The sequence below is a fragment of the Microcoleus sp. CAWBG640 genome (assembly GCF_020883015.1).
GTDB classification, from domain to species: domain Bacteria; phylum Cyanobacteriota; class Cyanobacteriia; order Cyanobacteriales; family Microcoleaceae; genus Microcoleus; species Microcoleus anatoxicus.
In genome coordinates this window covers 1-16,315 of sequence record NZ_JAHRFC010000096.1, presented here as the reverse complement: position 1 = coordinate 16,315, position 16,315 = coordinate 1, and the positions used below count along the sequence as shown (strand labels likewise).

The 16,315-nt window shown below is 46.2% G+C and carries 15 protein-coding genes and 1 tRNA gene; 12 read left to right on the top strand and 4 right to left on the bottom strand.

Annotated features, from left to right (window positions below):
- The coding region (locus tag AAFP11_RS26425; RefSeq protein WP_341739703.1) for a 50S ribosomal protein L19 at positions 1-256 on the bottom strand (256 nt) is incomplete at its 3' end.
- Positions 257-323: 67 nt separating this feature from the next.
- Here AAFP11_RS26425 and AAFP11_RS26420 point away from each other — a divergent pair.
- Complete coding sequence (locus tag AAFP11_RS26420) at positions 324-2,003, top strand: inorganic phosphate transporter (protein WP_341739702.1); 1,680 nt, start codon at positions 324-326, stop codon at positions 2,001-2,003.
- 97 nt (positions 2,004-2,100) lie between these two features.
- On the opposite strand, the gene AAFP11_RS26415 is transcribed toward AAFP11_RS26420, so the two are convergent.
- Positions 2,101-2,337 carry a hypothetical protein gene (locus AAFP11_RS26415; RefSeq protein ID WP_341739701.1) on the bottom strand — a complete coding sequence of 79 codons (237 nt, stop codon included), beginning with the start codon at positions 2,335-2,337 and terminating at the stop codon, positions 2,101-2,103.
- 183 nt (positions 2,338-2,520) lie between these two features.
- Here AAFP11_RS26415 and AAFP11_RS26410 point away from each other — a divergent pair, with 183 nt between their 5' ends.
- Entirely contained in the window at positions 2,521-4,287 is a 1,767-nt protein-coding gene (locus AAFP11_RS26410; protein WP_341739700.1) for an EamA family transporter, read from the top strand.
- A gap of 410 nt (positions 4,288-4,697) precedes the next feature.
- Here the strand turns inward: AAFP11_RS26410 and AAFP11_RS26405 are convergent.
- Positions 4,698-4,784, bottom strand: a tRNA-Ser gene (locus AAFP11_RS26405).
- A 214-nt stretch (positions 4,785-4,998) separates the two neighbouring features.
- Between AAFP11_RS26405 and AAFP11_RS26400 the strand changes: the two genes are divergently transcribed.
- From AAFP11_RS26400 to moeB, 9 genes are all read left to right on the top strand, one after another.
- Positions 4,999-5,367, top strand: coding sequence for a 2Fe-2S iron-sulfur cluster-binding protein (locus AAFP11_RS26400; protein WP_341739699.1), 369 nt, complete (start codon positions 4,999-5,001; stop codon positions 5,365-5,367).
- A 26-nt stretch (positions 5,368-5,393) separates the two neighbouring features.
- Positions 5,394-6,014, top strand: a complete 621-nt coding sequence (locus AAFP11_RS26395) for a thermonuclease family protein (protein WP_340524906.1) — start codon at positions 5,394-5,396, stop codon at positions 6,012-6,014.
- Between the two features lie 31 nt (positions 6,015-6,045).
- Positions 6,046-6,879, top strand: coding sequence for an inositol monophosphatase family protein (locus AAFP11_RS26390; RefSeq protein WP_341739698.1), 834 nt, complete (start codon positions 6,046-6,048; stop codon positions 6,877-6,879).
- Between the two features lie 88 nt (positions 6,880-6,967).
- Positions 6,968-7,897 carry a tetratricopeptide repeat protein gene (locus AAFP11_RS26385; RefSeq protein ID WP_341739697.1) on the top strand — a complete coding sequence of 310 codons (930 nt, stop codon included), beginning with the start codon at positions 6,968-6,970 and terminating at the stop codon, positions 7,895-7,897.
- Between the two features lie 147 nt (positions 7,898-8,044).
- Positions 8,045-9,280 (top strand): ATP phosphoribosyltransferase regulatory subunit, encoded by a 1,236-nt coding sequence (locus AAFP11_RS26380; protein ID WP_341739696.1) that lies wholly within the window; start codon positions 8,045-8,047, stop codon positions 9,278-9,280.
- Positions 9,281-9,339: 59 nt separating this feature from the next.
- Positions 9,340-9,567: a ferredoxin family protein gene (locus AAFP11_RS26375; protein WP_341732525.1), complete on the top strand. Its 228-nt coding sequence runs from the start codon at positions 9,340-9,342 to the stop codon at positions 9,565-9,567.
- A 168-nt stretch (positions 9,568-9,735) separates the two neighbouring features.
- Positions 9,736-10,332, top strand: a complete 597-nt coding sequence (locus AAFP11_RS26370; RefSeq protein WP_341739695.1) for a Uma2 family endonuclease — start codon at positions 9,736-9,738, stop codon at positions 10,330-10,332.
- 31 nt (positions 10,333-10,363) lie between these two features.
- The gene (locus tag AAFP11_RS26365; protein WP_341739694.1) at positions 10,364-10,825 is read left to right on the top strand and encodes a M67 family metallopeptidase; all 462 of its coding nucleotides are present in this window, start codon (positions 10,364-10,366) and stop codon (positions 10,823-10,825) included.
- Positions 10,826-10,911: 86 nt separating this feature from the next.
- A complete protein-coding gene (gene moeB / locus AAFP11_RS26360) occupies positions 10,912-12,078 on the top strand; it encodes a molybdopterin-synthase adenylyltransferase MoeB (protein WP_341739693.1) in 1,167 nt (388 codons plus the stop codon).
- Positions 12,079-12,505: 427 nt separating this feature from the next.
- Here moeB and AAFP11_RS26355 read toward each other — a convergent pair whose 3' ends face one another.
- Entirely contained in the window at positions 12,506-14,971 is a 2,466-nt protein-coding gene (locus AAFP11_RS26355; RefSeq protein WP_341739692.1) for an ATP-dependent Clp protease ATP-binding subunit, read from the bottom strand.
- Between the two features lie 361 nt (positions 14,972-15,332).
- Between AAFP11_RS26355 and AAFP11_RS26350 the strand changes: the two genes are divergently transcribed.
- A partial coding sequence (locus AAFP11_RS26350; protein WP_341739691.1) for a serine/threonine-protein kinase occupies positions 15,333-16,315 on the top strand: 983 nt, incomplete at its 3' end.

Below are 16,315 nucleotides of genomic sequence, written 5' to 3'. Positions count from 1 at the left end.
GAATCAAAAACACCCGTTCTACACCCACACCCTGAAATACACGGCGCACAGTAATAGTTTCATTAATTCCGCCGTTACGCATGGCAATCACAGTGCCTTCGTAGGGCTGAACCCGTTCTTTATTGCCCTCTTTAATTTTCACTCCGACTCGCACTGTGTCGCCGACGTAAATTTCGGGGAGCACTTTGCTGAGTTCTACCTTGACTCTATCTATTTCTTCCGTCTCCAGGGAGCGGATTATTTCTGCGCCTTTCATAAGATTTTCCAAAACTCACAATCCCTTATCATATATCGAACTGCCAGTTTTATGTCAAAAAAACTTTATGTTAAATATTTCTGTGGGCGAAATTCTGCCCCTGTTGGCGATCGCAGCACTAGCTTTGTACGTCGCGGCCAATTTGGGTGCTAACGATGTCGCTAACTCCATGGGAACATCGGTAGGCTCAAAAGCCCTAACGCTCAGGCAGGCAATAATTGTAGCTGGCATACTGGAATTCACAGGTGCGGTGCTTTTCGGCAAAGGAGTTTCGGAAACTCTGGCAACGGGAGTCGTAAATCCAGAAGTATTTGCCAAGGAGCCCCAAGTATTTTTAATCGGGATGGTGTCAGTGCTAGCAGCTTGTGGTTTATGGCTGCAAATCGCTACCCGTCTGGGTTTACCAGTTTCTTCATCTCATGCGGTTGTAGGTGCGATCGCCGGTTTTAGCTGGGTAGCTGCGGGCATTGGTGCTGTTGACTGGGTAACTATCGGGACTATTTCCCTAACTTGGCTGGCGACACCATTCGCCAGTGGTGCTTTAGCCGCCATATTTTACAGTTTAGTCAAGTATTCGATGCTCGATCGACCCGACCCTCTGGATCGAATGCGCGAATGGATACCTTGGCTGAGTACAGCAATGCTGAGCATATTTGGGGTCATTGTATTGCCCTCTGTTGTTGATGTGGCCTTTGTCCAGACAGGAATTTTGGCCCAAATCCACCACAGATTGGGCTGGAATCTTCCAGTACAGGATGTGACGATTGGCCTTGGGGCGATCGCAACTATGGCCCTTACCCAAAATAGCTGGCAAAAATTAGCATCAGCAGGAACTCCCGTTGGGGGAAATCAAGAGGGAACCCCCCCCTACCCCCCCCAAGGGGGGAAGCAAGAGGGAACTCCCTTTGGGGGGAATCAAGAGGGAACCCCCCCCTACCCCCCCCAAGGGGGGAATCAAGAGGGAACTCCCGTTGGGGGGAATCAAGAAGGAACTCCCTTTGGGGGGAATCAAGAAGGAACCCCCCCCTACCCCCCCCAAGGGGGGAAGCAAGAGGGAACCCCCCCCTACCCCCCCCAAGGGGGGAATCAAGAAGGAACTCCCTTTGGGGGGAATCAAGAAGGAACCCCCCCCTACCCCCCCCAAGGGGGGAATCAAGAAGGAAATCCCTTTGGGGGGAATCAAGAGGGAAGTCCCGTTGGGGGGAAGCAAGAGGGAACTCCCCTTTCTCTCTCTCCCATCGAGCAACAAATGGCCCGATTTCAAGCGCTCAGTGCCTGCTTTGTGGCCTTTGCCCACGGTTCCAATGATGTAGGTAATGCCGTTGCGCCCTTAGCTGCGATCGTCTATATCCGTCGCACAGGTTCCTTTCCTCTGAATGATTTCAGCGTTCCCCTGTGGATTTTAGTCCTCGGAGGTGTCGGAATAGTCATCGGTTTGGCCCTTTGGGGCGAAAATGTGATTGCCACAGTGGGGGAGGGCATCATCCAACTGCAACCAAGTGGCGGATTTTGTGCAGAATTAGCCACCGCTGCTACTGTCTTGTTAGCATCCCGCTTGGGGTTGCCTGTTTCCACCTCCCATGCTTTAGTCGGTGCAGTTGTGGGAGTCGGACTTGTCAAGGGTTGGAAATCTGTACGCTGGAATACTTTGCTGTCAATCGGTTCGGCTTGGTTAGTCACAATCCCCATCGCCGCAGGTTTGGCTGCTGCAATTTTCAGTATCGCGCGATCGATCAATCGATTTTAGATTTTGGATTTTAGATTTTGGATTCAAGAATTGATACCACATATCAAACAGTCAACAGTCAACTGACAACAGTCAACTGACAACTGACAACAGTCAACTAATCCTTCTGATTGCCTCGATTGGGATACTGTCGCAGTGGCAGTAGTTGCCAAGCAGCAGCATCTGCACCCCAGTTGCGAAAAATCTTTACAGAGGCAAAAATTTTAGCGAAACGCCAGTTGTAGTAACGCTTCCAGTCACCAGACCACTGGGCGGTTTCATCTGCGGTTTGCAAAGCTCTGACTTCGGCTTCGAGTGCTTCAGCATGGCGTTGTAGTATAATTTCTAATTGCACAAAGTGTTCTTCGGGCGATTCCCTCCGGGATAGCTTCGTTTGACCCAATTTTTTACTCTCCAACTTAGCAACTACTATAGTGTCAGCCGTCTTTTAGATAAAGTGACTGAAAATTGTCAACTAATTTAAAAGATAGTTCAGAATACTGAACGTACAGTTTAAATTAGAGGTTATACGTTAATAATGGTGCAAGAGAACAAATACTCAGCAGGCGATCCAGAGGATGCCAAATCGGCAGAACAAGTCCTTAACTCCGTGATTCAGGAACTGGACGCTTTGCATGAAAATGTCAAGGGCCAGTTAAATCAGGACATTACACGGCTCCAAAGTGAAAAAAATCACTTGATTCAGGATATTGAAAGCCTGAGACAGCAATATCGTAAATTGCAGTCTCAGCAAATGGAATCTTTGTCGGGCCGATATATTCATCAGCAGCAGTTGTGGCTCAAACAGTTGGCTCAAGTTTTGGCTCACAATCTCCAAGATTTGTTAGTGCAGCGGTTTAACGAACTCAGTGCTAATTCGGGACATTCTCTCAGTAGTCCCATTCCTAGCGGCGAGTTCCCCATACCGATGCCACCAAGTAACTATGATGAACGCGCTTCTGAGTTATTGGCGGCGCTAGACGATCGGATCGATCGCAGTTTTCAGATGCTGCAACAAGATTTGAGCAGCTATGAAAGTGAATTGTCGGTGCGGCTAAACAATATGCAAACCTTGGAGCGACAAGGCGAAGAGTTATTGCAGAATCTGGTAAACCGCATCAGGGAAGAACTTGAAGAAGAAGAAGCATATCTTGACAATCCTTTTGATGCAGAAGATTCCTATCCAGAGGAATTAACTAATTCTGTCCGTCCACAAATTATGCCTGCTGTACCTGCTGATAGCCACGAAGCAGTTCCACGGCCCCATCCGGTGCAGCCGACAGCAGCCGTGGCTAAAGCACCTTCTCAAATGCAGATCGGTTTGGTGTTGGCTTTGTCTTCAGCGGTGGTATTGTCGATATTTAATGTTAGTTTGAGAATTCTGATTAAAAGCAGCAATCCTAGGATGATTTTCGGCTGGTTTGAAGTGCCTGGGGTTGTGACTCCTGGTTTTGGAAATTCTCTGTTGATTTTATTGATGCGGTTGATCGTGGTGATGGCTTTGATGCCTGTGTTGGCGACATTTCTTTATCCTTCTGTCTGGAAAGATATTAGGCGGTTGTTCCAGTCTGGCGATCGAGCTTTGTGGAGTAAGGTTTTAGGAAGCGCATTTTTTCTGTTTTTGTCTCAGGTTTTGATTTATTTGGCGATCGGCAATATTCCGGCGGGAATTGCGATTACGATTTTCTTTATTTATCCGATCGTCACCGTACTCGGTTCTTGGGTATTGTTTGGTGCTCGCCCCAGCAACGTCGGATTGTTAGCGATTTGCGGGATTACCGCAGGCTTGATTTTAGCTGGGTGGCCCAGTTTTGCCTCTCCGACTCCTGGCGGTGGCAATGTGGCAGTGGGAGTGACAGCCGCACTTGGTTCAGGGATTACTTTTGCTGGCTACGTATTGCTGACGCAAATGGCCGCTGGCAAACTGCATCCAATTCCTTTCAGTTTGGTGAATTTTGCGGCGATTTTTGTGTTTTCTGCCCTGAGTTTGTGGGTGCCACTGTCAGAAAATTTTGCTCCTAGTATCGACCAAAATGTTTGGCCTGGTTTGATTGTTGGGGGTGTAGTTTTAGGTGTCCTGACGCTGTTTAGCTATCTTTTAAATAATTTTGCCATCCGATTTGCGGGGGCTGCTTTAGCATCAGTAATTGGAACTTTGGGACCTGCGATGACTGCGCTTTTCGGATTTCTGATTATTAATGAGAAGTTAAAGCCTGTAGCAATTCTCGGCATGGCTGTGGTGACATTGAGCGTGGCTGCTATGAGTATCGAACGGATAGTGACTCCTAAAAAGAGTGCTTCTTGAGGCAATATTTGATTTCTTCTATCTTCTCTTTTTTTAGGGGCTAGGGTGTGCGGGTGTCATTCTCAGGTAATATCAATTCCCGTTGTATCGGAATGATTAAACCACAGAGGACACAGAGAACACAGAGAAAGAGATGAGAGAAATAATAATTCCGATGTCAACGGATTTGATATAAATCATCGTTTTGTAGGGGTAGTGCGGCATTGCCTACCCCCTTCCCGTACTAATTTCGGTATTTTTCAGGGGAATAAGGATTGAGAGGGGTGCATCCCAATGTTGGAGGATATATTTGCAAAAATAGGATGCTCCCATTGAGATCGAACGCTAGCATCCTCCATACCAAAAACAAACGACCTAGTTAGATATCTAACTAAGCCGTTTTGCTGTAAAGCTTGTATGACAAGATCCAACGGAGAGGGAGGGATTCGAACCCTCGTTGAAGTCACCCCCAAACAGCATTTCCAGTGCTGCGCCTTCAACCACTCGGCCACCTCTCCAAAGCTGAACTTTGTTTTTTTAGCCACAGTTTTACTACCTTATCAGAAGAAATCTGATTTGGCAAGGCCTAAGGGCATAAATTTATTGTTTAATGTGGATAGGGCGTAAAACAAGTAGGGCAAATTCTGCTTCCAGATGTCGCAAACCGATTCATATCAAGAATTTGGTCTCCAAACTCAAATCTAAAATCCCACATCTAAAATCTAAAATTCCATGACTCGCTCTTACACAATTACAATTCACAACAGACAAACAGGCTCGTGCCACACCGTGCAAGTACCCGAAGACCGCTACATCCTCCAAAACGTGGAAAACCAAGGAGTAGACTTACCATATTCTTGCCGAAACGGTGCCTGTACCGCCTGTGCTGTCCGCGTTAAGTCTGGGGAACTGCACCAACCAGAAGCCATGGGACTTTCGGTGGAACTGCAAAAACAGGGTTATGCTTTGCTGTGTGTCAGTTATCCTCGTTCCAACATGGAAGTAGAGACGCAAGATGAAGATGAAGTATATGAACTTCAATTTGGGCGCTACTTCGGGAAAGGTAAAGTGCGTGTGGCTTTGCCATTAGATGAAGAGTGAGCGCAATGCCTACGGAAATATGCAAAATGCCAAGTTTCATTCTTCATCTCCTAGGTTTCGGCTACGCGAGGCTCAAGTACGCAAGGACTAATGCTGCGGTTACGCTGGGCATAAGTGTCCAATGCCGAAAGTTTCTGCATCGGCTATTATCGATCGCCCTTTGTTGGTTGTTAGTTAGCTGCCAAAAACCGGAAATTCCCACAGGAACTTTCGTGAAAGTACAACGGACTGTCAGCGGACAAACTATCGAAATTGTCCGTACAGCAGACAAAATTGCCCTGTTAGAACAAGTTAGGTTGATTGGGATTGAAGCACCGGATTTAAAGCAACAGCCTTGGGGAGAAGCAGCCAAAAACCAACTGGAACAGCTTATTGGCGGGAAACAGGTGTTGTTAGAATTAGATGTTGAAGAGAAAGATAGGTTCGATCGCTTCTTAGCCTATTTGTGGGAAGATGGAGTGTTGGTCAATGAACGGCTAGTTAAAGAAGGCTATGCTTTGGCAACAGTGCGATCGCCTAACAAGAAATACCAGCAGCGACTTGTCAATGCTCAAGAATGGGCGAGACTAATGGGTAAAGGGATTTGGAATCCTAAACAGCCACTGCGTCAAACTCCCGGAGAATTTCGCCAGCAAAATAACAAATAACAAATAATCAATAACAAATAACAAATAACAAATGACTAACAAAATTCAAGACTTATTAGAAATAGCCACCGAAGCGGCCCTCGCTGCTGGTTCCGTTCTGCAATCTTTCTGCGGAAAATTAGAAGAAATTCAAGAAAAAGGTCGATCGGGAGATTTAGTTACAGAAGCCGACAAAGCCTCCGAAGCCGTCATTTTAGAAATTCTGGGTCGTCATGTACCCGACCACGGGATACTTGCTGAAGAATCCGGTAAATTAGGGGATGCCAGTAGCAAATACCTGTGGGCGATCGACCCTTTGGACGGTACAACTAATTATGCCCACCAATATCCATTTGCCTGTGTGTCGATCGGACTTTTAATTGAAGGAATACCACAAATTGGCGTAATTTTCGATCCGTTTCATAACGAATTGTTTCGGGCTGCGAAAGGATTGGGTGCTACCCGCAATCGACGGGCGATCGCAGTTTCCCAAACCTCTATATTGACCAAAAGTTTGTTAGTTACTGGCTTTGCTTACGATCGACGGGAAACAGCCGATAATAACTATGCCGAATTCTGTCACCTCACCCACCTCACCCAAGGAGTGCGACGCAGTGGATCGGCAGCTCTCGACCTAGCTCACGTCGCCTGCGGCCGCTTAGATGGATACTGGGAACGGGGACTGTCTCCTTGGGATGTAGCCGCCGGCGTAGTCATTGTCTCGGAAGCTGGAGGTAAAGTTACAGCCTATGACGAGAGTCCCTTTGAGATTAACTCTGGTCGAGTTTTGGCGACAAACGGTAAGATTCATGCTGAACTCAGCGACGCATTGCTCAAAACACCCCCTTTATCGTCTTGGGGGCAGCAGCCAGGAGTCCTGGGCTAAGCATTAGTACGGGGGTCATAACCCCTTAACAGAAGCTACATTAAAGAATAAAGCATCGTCACAAGCCTGGGAAAGGAGAGTAACATTTATGTCTTTTGAAATGACAAAAGGGCTGTTTAAGTTTGACTTTACAGATCAGCACGCAATTTTGGGAGTTCCCTTAGATGCTGAGTTTAACGATATCCGCAAGCGCTATATGAAAATAGTCCGCCGCTTGCACTCGGATACTTGCCCTTTTGAAAATCAAGCTGATAAAGATTGGGCTAATCAGTTTTTGTCAAAAGTGGTCAATCCTGCTTACAACAAATTCTCCAAGGAAAGCGATCGCAAAGAATATAATTTGCTAGTAACGGCTATCAGCAAGCGGGCCACGAAAGAAAAAGAGAAACAGCAAATCGAAAGCGCAGAAGCCAAACAGTTAGCCCGGAGTGGAAATTGGGAAGAAACTTACAAAACAGCAATGAGCAAACTGGCGGACAACCAATACGAATCCGCTGAGCAAGCCCTAGAGGTCATCAATGAAATGAGTGAACTCAATCTGGTTTACCTGCTGCGAAAAGAAAACGTCATGATTTCAACTGGGGTGGCAAATCCGAAACCGGACGAGCAAAAGAAAAAAGAATTAAAAGTAGTACCTCCGACTCCGGTTGTTCCTCCACAGCCGCCCAAAAAAGATTCCTTGGTGGAACAACATTGCCGCTGTGCTCAGGGATTCATGGATAGCAAAAATTATGCCAAAGCAATTTTGGAGTTGAGGGAAGCTCAAAAGCGCGAACCGAAAAATAGCAAGTGTCACGCTATGTTGGCAATGTGTTATTTGATGCAAGGTCAAGGAACAATGGCTAAGCTGGAGGTGCAAAAAGCTTTGGTATCTAATCCAGAAGAGCCGATGGCTTTGGAAGTGAAGAAAAAGCTGGAACAGCCAGCTTCCGGGGCGAAAGCTAAAAAGGGTGAGGATAAGCAAGGTGGCTTTTTTGCGAGTTTTTCCAATTTGTTTGGTGGGGGGAAGAAGAAATGATGAGACGGAGGCAAAAAAATTAGACTTGGTGATAGTTGAATTGGTTAAAGTCGAATGCTAAACTGGTCAGGTTCGACTTTAACATCGTCCCCTCAAGCTAAGTTTCTAGCTGCATCGAAAATCCCCAATCTAAAATCCAAAATTGATATGGTTCACCAACCCCCATCGGGCGCAAGAGATTTATTGCCCCTTGACGTAGCTCAAAAAATTTCGATCGAACGCCGTTTGCAGCAAGTTTTTCATCGCTGGGGCTATCACCGGATTATTACTTCGACTCTAGAAAGGCTGGAGACATTGATGGCTGGAGGGGCGATCGACCGATCGACCTTAATTCAATTGCAAGATGCCGTCGATGGAGAATTAGGCTTGCGTCCAGAATTGACTGCTTCCATCGCCCGCGCTGCTGTGATGCGGATGGCCGGGACTCCCTGGCAGCCTCAGCGTCTATATTACAACGCTAATGTGTTCCGCAAAGGCCCCGATACAGGCTCTGGGGGGCAGCAGGAATTCTATCAAGCAGGGGTAGAGTTGCTAGGCTCCGGGGGGACGATGGCTGATGCGGAAGTGCTACTACTGCTGTCTGAGTGCTTGCAGGGTTTAGAAATTGATGACTGGCATTTGGTGCTGGGAGAAGCGGGTTTAACTGCTACTTTGTTGGAACCGTTTCCGCCAAATGTGCGCTCCCAAGTTCGGGGGGCGATCGCCAATCTCGATCGAGTAGGCTTGGAAAATTTACCGCTGTCTACGGAATTGCGAGAAAGAGCTCTACTATTATTTGACTTGCGGGGCCGCCCAGAAGATGTGTTTCCTGTGGTGGCAAAGCTCGATTTAGATGAGCCACAACAAGCAGCCTTAAATAATCTGAAATCGGCGATCGAATTGCTATACCAATGTCAATCAAAAATCCCGAATCTGAAATCCCATATCCACCTGGACTTGAGTTTGATTCAAACCTTTGACTACTACACGGGAATTGTGTTTGAAGTTGTCAGCAGTCCCAAGACGGGACAGCGAGTGTTGGGACAAGGGGGACGGTACGATCGCCTATTGGGATTGTTCGATCCCCAAGGGCAAAATCACGCAGGAATTGGGTTTTGTTTGAATATTGAAGATTTGCACCAAATTTTGTTAACTGAGGGTCAATTGGCAAAAGAGACCCCAGCCAGCGACTTTTTGGTTGTGCCTCAAACCTCTGATGCTGCGGCTGCGGCTTTTGTTTATGCTCGAAAACTCCGAGAGTCTAGCGAGGTAGTTCGGGTAGAAATCGATTTGGAGAGTCGGGAGACTGTGGATGGGGTGCGGGAATATGCGCGCGATCGACGCATTGCTCAAATTGCCTGGGTGAATGCCGAAGGATTCCCGACAATTGAAATGGTAAATTAATAGCTCAGTCCTGGACGGACTATCAACCTAAAAAACCCGGTACGATCGCGGAGAACACTGTGTCACATACTATCGTTACGAATATTTGCGAAGGGGTTGCTGATTGCGTCGGCGCTTGTCCGGTTGCTTGCATCCAACCTGGCGATGGCAAAAATGTCAAGGGTACAGATTGGTTTTGGATTGATTTTGATACCTGCATTGACTGCGGTATTTGTTTGCAGGTGTGTCCTGTCGAAGGTGCGATCGTCGCCGATGAGCGGCCAGAGTTACAGCAAACTCCCACTTGATTGAGTTGACTCTTTTCTTCCTTTGTGTCCTTCGCGTCTTCGCGGTTCGTTAAAGTTCTATAGGGACTTTTTTTTACTAACCACAGAGGGCGCAGAGGACACAGAGAGGAAGGTTGAGAAATATCGAAAAATCTCAAGTTTATATATCTTAATTGCAGGTAATTAATTATGCTACTTTTAGATCCAGAAACTCTGGTTCCTGCCGCTCAACAGCGCGTCATTTTATATGAGGTGACTTGGGAACAATATAAGCAACTTTCTGATATGTTTGTTGATGATTTTCCCAGAATGACGTATTTGGAAGGAACGTTAGAAATTATTATGACGACTTCGCCGGAACATGAAAGACTGAAAAAAATTATTGCCCGGTTGATCGAAACCTATGCGGTTGAAAGGTTAATTAATCTCAACGGTTACGGAAATGCTACATTTCGCCGTGAAGCTGTGAGACGGGGCGCGGAACCAGATGAGTGTTACTGCTTGGGTACATTGGCAGAAATCCCGGATATTGCGATCGAAATTGCTCTGACTAGCGGTGGTATTGACAAGCTGGAAGTGTATCGCGGTTTGCAGATTCCTGAAGTCTGGTTTTGGGTGAACAATCAGTTTTCTGTTTACCACTTGCGAGAAGAAGGTTATGAGTTAATTTCAAGGAGTGAATTTTTGCCAGAGTTGGACTTATCTGTATTGGGTCAATATGTTGGTTCTGTAAATCAGACTGAAGCTATCATTGCTTATAGAACTTTTTTGCAAACAGCTAAGTAGCTAAACTTATTTAAGCAATAACTAATCACCAATGCAATCGATCGCACTTTCCCAGACTCACCTATTGTCCATCCGCAGCCACGCCGAAAACACCTACCCTGAAGAGTGCTGCGGTTTGTTGTTAGGTACGATCGCGGACAATGTTAAAACCTTAGTAGCAGTTTGGCCAACCAAAAATGCCTGGAGTGCGGAAACTGAAGATAATTGCTCAGATTCAAAATTATTGACAAAAAAACGCAGATATGCTATATCACCACAAGATATGCTGAAGGGAATGAAAGAGGGGCGCGATCGCAATTTAGAAATTATCGGCATCTACCATTCTCACCCAGATGGTCAGGCAATACCATCAGAGTGCGATCGCACCCTCGCCTGGCCGCAATACTCCTACATCATTGTGTCCGTTCCACAAGGCCGTTGTGAAGACGTCCGCAGTTGGACTCTAGACACAGAAAACAAATTCCAAGCCGAGGAAATCCTCACAGTAGATTAAGAAATAATTACTAAAAATCACAAACACGCCAAACTGCGAAAGATTTAGATAGGATATAATTCAAAATCGGCGCTACACAGAATATCATGCTAAATCCTAATCTGGACGAGATCCAGCTCAACAAAGAAGAATACGAACGCTACTCTCGCCACCTAATCCTGCCAGAAGTTGGATTGGACGGGCAGAAGCGTCTCAAAGCTGCCAGCGTACTCTGTATCGGCACAGGAGGACTCGGTTCACCACTGCTGCTGTATTTAGCAGCGGCAGGGATTGGCCGCATTGGCATTGTAGACTTTGATATTGTTGACACTTCCAACTTACAGCGGCAGGTAATTCACGGCACATCTTGGATAGGAAAACCCAAGATTGAATCGGCTAAAAATCGGATTTTAGAAATCAATCCTTTGTGTCAAGTTGATTTGTACGAAACTCGCGTTAGTTCCGAAAATGCGATCGCCATTGCGACACCCTATGACATCATCATCGATGGTACAGACAACTTCCAGACTCGCTACTTGATGAACGACGTTTCCGTGCTATTAAATAAGCCCAACGTCTACGGTTCCATCTTCCGATTTGAAGGACAAGCAACAGTTTTTAACTACGAAGGTGGCCCCAATTACCGAGATTTGTACCCAGAACCCCCACCGCCAGGGATGGTACCTTCCTGTGCAGAAGGTGGCGTTTTAGGCGTATTACCAGGAGTCATTGGCTGCATTCAAGCAACTGAAGCGATCAAAATTATCTTGGGTCAAGGCACTACTTTGAGTGGCCGACTGTTGCTGTACAATGCCTTAGACATGACATTCCGGCAGTTAAAACTGCGGCCAAATCCAGTGCGCCCAGTCATTGAAAAGTTAATCGATTACGAACAATTCTGCGGCATTCCTCAAGCCAAAGCAGAGGAAGCAAAAATACAAGTTGCTGAGATGACTGTCACGGAACTTAAGCAGTTAATCGATAGCGGTGCGAAGGATTTTCTGCTGCTAGATGTTCGGAATCCTAACGAGTATCAAATTGCTCAAATTCCTGGCTCAGTATTAGTACCTTTACCGGATATTGAAAACGGCAATGGTGTTGAGAAAGTCAAGGAATTGTTGAATGGCCACCGATTAATTGCACATTGCAAAATGGGCGGGCGTTCTGCGAAGGCTTTGGGTATTTTGAAGGAAGCTGGTATTGAGGGAATTAATGTTAAGGGCGGAATTACGGCTTGGAGTCAAGAAGTAGACCCCTCAGTGCCTCAATATTAAGTCAAATCCAATCCGTTTGCATCGGAATCAAATCTCTCCCCCTACTCTGCTTCCTCTGCGTACTCTGCGGTTAAATCATATAAATTCTGGTTGTATCGGAATGATTTAACCGCGAAGGCGCTAAGGACGCGAAGGAAGAGAAGAGAGAGTTTAATACAGGACGATGAAGAGAGGATTTTATATCATTCCGTTTGCATCGGAATCAAATCTCTCCCCGTACTCTGCTTCCTCTGCGTACTCTGCGGTTAAATCATATAAATTCTGGTTGTATCGGAATGATTTAACCACAGAGAACACAGAGAGAAATTAATAATTCCGATGCAACCGAAATTGAGATGAATTATCAAAAATAATGCTGTGTCCCTACCCCATATCTCTATTGGGTAGGGACACAGCAGTGCTGTGTCCTATATTACAGGACTCTCGATTAAACGCTGAAAGCGAGTTCAGGTAATTTCGGTTCCGATGAGTCACCGGGTAACACCTTCACTACACCGTTTTCATCTACATCTACGATCGCACTTTGGCCTTCTTTTAGCCTACCAGACAACATTTCCTCAGCCAGTACGTCTTCCAGCAATCGCATAATTGCGCGCCGTAAGGGCCGGGCACCGTAACTGGGATTGTAGCCTTCTTTAACTAACAGTTCCTTGAACGCTTCTGTTACAGACAAGGTGATTTCCTGTTCGGTTAATCGGCTGAAAAGTTGCTGCAACATGATGTCAGCAATCTGCTTGACTTCTTGTTTGTTCAACTGGCGGAAGACGATAATTTCATCCAAGCGGTTGAGAAATTCTGGACGGAAAAACTGTTTGAGTTCCTCATTTACTAAATTCCGAACTCGGTTGTATTGACCATCGGCTGCATCTTCAGCAAAGTCAAAACCGAGGCCGCCGCCACCTTTTTCAATCACTTTAGAACCGATGTTTGATGTCATAATCAGCAGGGTATTCTTGAAGTCTACTGTCCGACCTTTGGCATCAGTCAGGCGGCCGTCTTCTAAGATTTGCAGCATCATGTTGAAGACATCTGGGTGCGCTTTTTCGATTTCGTCGAACAAGACTACCGTGTAAGGACGACGACGAACTGCTTCTGTTAGTTGGCCGCCTTCGTCATAGCCGACGTAACCCGGAGGTGAACCGATCAGTTTGGAAACCGTGTGGCGTTCCATATACTCGGACATATCTAACCGAATCATGGATTCTTCGGAACCGAAGAAATAAGCTGCTAAAGCTTTGGTGAGTTCGGTTTTGCCGACGCCTGTGGGGCCGGAAAAGATGAAACTGGCGATCGGGCGATTCGGATTTTTCAACCCTACCCGCGCGCGACGGATGGCCTTAGAAACTGCGGTGACAGCTTCTTCTTGACCGATTAAACGCTGGTGCAAAGTGTCTTCCATGTGCAGCAGCAATTCCGATTCCGATTCTGTCAGTTTGCTGACTGGTACTCCCGTCCAATTCGCCACGATGTGGGCGATGTCTTCTTCGGTGACGATGGGAGAGATTCTGACTTGGCTTTTGTTGATTGTGGCTTCGGCGATTTCGGCTTCAATTGCTAATTCGCGATCGCGCAATTTGCTAGCTTTCTCGAAGTCTTGCTCCCGAACAGCGATATCCTTTTCTTTGCTGACAGCCGGCAGTTGCTTTTTGAGCTCTTTGACTTCTGGCGGAGTTTGCGAATTCAGCACATGAACGCGGGAACCTGCTTCGTCAATTAAGTCGATCGCCTTGTCGGGCAAAAATCGATCGTTAATGTACCTGTCTGAAAGTGTAGCTGCTGCTTCTAAAGCTGCATCAGAAATTGTCAGTTTGTGATGCTGTTCGTAAGCCGATCGCAAACCATACAATATTTCGATCGTTTCCGCCACACTCGGTTCGCCAACTTTTATCGGTTGGAAACGCCGTTCTAAAGCTGCATCACGTTCGATATATTTCCGATATTCATCCAGCGTGGTAGCGCCAACACACTGCAATTCGCCTCTGGCAAGTGCGGGTTTAAGCATATTGGAGGCATCCATACTGCCTTGAATAGCCCCTGCACCGACTAAGGTATGAATTTCATCAATTACCAGAATGATGTTGCCTGCTGCGCGAATTTCCGCCATGATTTTCGTCAGGCGTTCTTCAAATTCGCCACGGAATTTTGTCCCTGCAATCAGCGAACCCATATCGAGGCTGATTACTTGTTTGTCTTCCAAAATTTCCGGGACGTTTCTGTTGACAATCCGCTGGGCGAGTCCTTCGGCGAGGGCTGTTTTGCCTACTCCCGGTTCGCCTACTAGCACGGGGTTATTCTTCGTGCGGCGGCCTAGCACTTGAATGACGCGCTCGATTTCGTTTTCGCGACCCACGACAGGATCTAGTTTACCTTCGGCGGCTAACTTCGTGAGGTTTGTGCCAAATTCTTCTAAAGTCGGGATTTTGCGATCGGTATTTTGACGGCCTCCCGATACCGCAGCCACTTCTCCTACGGCACGAATTACCTGGGTGCGGACTCTGGCGCGATCGATCCCCAAGTTTTGCAGCACTTTGGCCGCGACACCTTCGTCGTCTTGGATCAGTCCCAGTAAAATATGTTCGGTGCCGATGTAATTGTGCCCTAGCTGCCGCGCTTCATTCAGCGCCGTCTCAAAAATCCGCTTCACGCGAGGTGTAAACGGAATTTCAGGCGGTAGGAAGCCGGAACCTCTGCCGATGATATTTTCGATTTCATTGCGCGCCTCTTTCAAGTTGAGGCCCATGTCTAGTAATACTTTTGCAGCGATGCCAGTGCCTTCGCCCACGAGTCCCAGGAGGATTTGCTCAGTACCCACAAAATTATGACCCAGGCGGCGCGCTTCCTCTTGGGCTAGCATTATTGCTTTAATGGCTTGTTCTGTAAAGCGTTCAAACATATTTTCCTATCCTACTAACTTGGCGAGGGCTGTATCGCTGCTGGTGAGGAGCGATTTTGAGTAATACACAAATTATATATGTAAATTTTTGTGTATTTACTTCAATATAATGTATCGCTGCTGATGATGTGCCGACAGTGGGGAGAGCCGAATAGTAGGGGGGTGGTTGCCGTCCGCTACTTAGTTGGGATATTAATTAGAAGGAATCTCAGAATAATTACATAATTACCAATATTCTATATCGGAATCATGTAGGTGTCACCCGTTCGACCTATCAAATTTTCCGGGTTTTCACTTAGCCATGCCATGATGGCCATGTCAAGTATAAATCTCTAATCCACTGAGTTATTTGGAAAAGCCCATGCCCTTTCGCTCACAATACCAAATCCATTCTACTTTGTACGAAGGTATAGAAACCATTATTTACCGAGGAAATATTCCTCACCAGCAGCAAACTACCATACTCAAGATCCTGAAAGGGGAATATCCTACCCTCGATGCCATTACTCGCATCAAGCATGAGTACCGGATTCGGGAAAACTTAGACCATCCTAGTCTAGTGAAAGTCCTTACTCTGAAAAGTTACAACAATCGCTTGGGTTTGCTTTTAGAAGATTTTGGTGGCGAATCAGTCGATCGACTAATGTCGAGACAAAAACTCGAACTCATTACTTGTCTGAAGATTGCGATCGCGATCGCCAACAGCTTAAAATACCTGCATCTTCACAACATTATTCATAAAGATATCAAACCCAGCAACATTATTATCAACTCTCAAACAGGAGTGATTAAATTAACCGATTTCGGTATTGCTTCGCAATTGCCCAAAGAAAATCCCCAAATCAATAATTTTAACTCCACAATCGGTACTTTTGCTTATATGTCTCCCGAACAAACTGGGAGAATGAACCGATTTCTCGACTACCGCACCGACTTCTATTCCCTAGGAGTTACCCTGTATGAAATGCTAACAGGTGAATTACCATTTCCCAGTAACGACCCCTTAGAAATAGTTTACAGTCACATAGCCTCTCAAGCCATTTTACCAGACCAAATAAATTCCGACATTCCGCAGACTATTTCCCACATAGTCATGAAATTGATCGCAAAGAATGCCGAAGACAGGTATCAAAGCGCCGCCGGATTATTAGCAGATTTAGAAAATTGTTTACATCAATTAATAAACAAGGGAGAAATTACTGATTTCTGCCCCGGAAAATTAGATATATTAAGTCAGTTATTGATTCCCCAAAAATTGTACGGACGGGAAAAACAAGTAAGCGAATTATTAGCCGCCTTTGGACGAGTAGCTAATCCCGTCGATGAAAATTCTTCCCATTCCCA

Coding starts and splice junctions, on each gene's coding strand:
- AAFP11_RS26365 (WP_341739694.1), top strand. CDS start 10,364: ATGCAATCGATCGCACTTTCCCAGACTCACCTATTGTCCATCCGCAGC.
- moeB (WP_341739693.1), top strand. CDS start 10,912: ATGCTAAATCCTAATCTGGACGAGATCCAGCTCAACAAAGAAGAATAC.
- AAFP11_RS26390 (WP_341739698.1), top strand. CDS start 6,046: ATGACTAACAAAATTCAAGACTTATTAGAAATAGCCACCGAAGCGGCC.
- AAFP11_RS26370 (WP_341739695.1), top strand. CDS start 9,736: ATGCTACTTTTAGATCCAGAAACTCTGGTTCCTGCCGCTCAACAGCGC.
- AAFP11_RS26355 (WP_341739692.1), bottom strand. CDS start 14,971: ATGTTTGAACGCTTTACAGAACAAGCCATTAAAGCAATAATGCTAGCC.
- AAFP11_RS26410 (WP_341739700.1), top strand. CDS start 2,521: ATGGTGCAAGAGAACAAATACTCAGCAGGCGATCCAGAGGATGCCAAA.
- AAFP11_RS26395 (WP_340524906.1), top strand. CDS start 5,394: ATGCCAAGTTTCATTCTTCATCTCCTAGGTTTCGGCTACGCGAGGCTC.
- AAFP11_RS26380 (WP_341739696.1), top strand. CDS start 8,045: ATGGTTCACCAACCCCCATCGGGCGCAAGAGATTTATTGCCCCTTGAC.
- AAFP11_RS26400 (WP_341739699.1), top strand. CDS start 4,999: ATGACTCGCTCTTACACAATTACAATTCACAACAGACAAACAGGCTCG.
- AAFP11_RS26385 (WP_341739697.1), top strand. CDS start 6,968: ATGTCTTTTGAAATGACAAAAGGGCTGTTTAAGTTTGACTTTACAGAT.
- AAFP11_RS26420 (WP_341739702.1), top strand. CDS start 324: ATGTTAAATATTTCTGTGGGCGAAATTCTGCCCCTGTTGGCGATCGCA.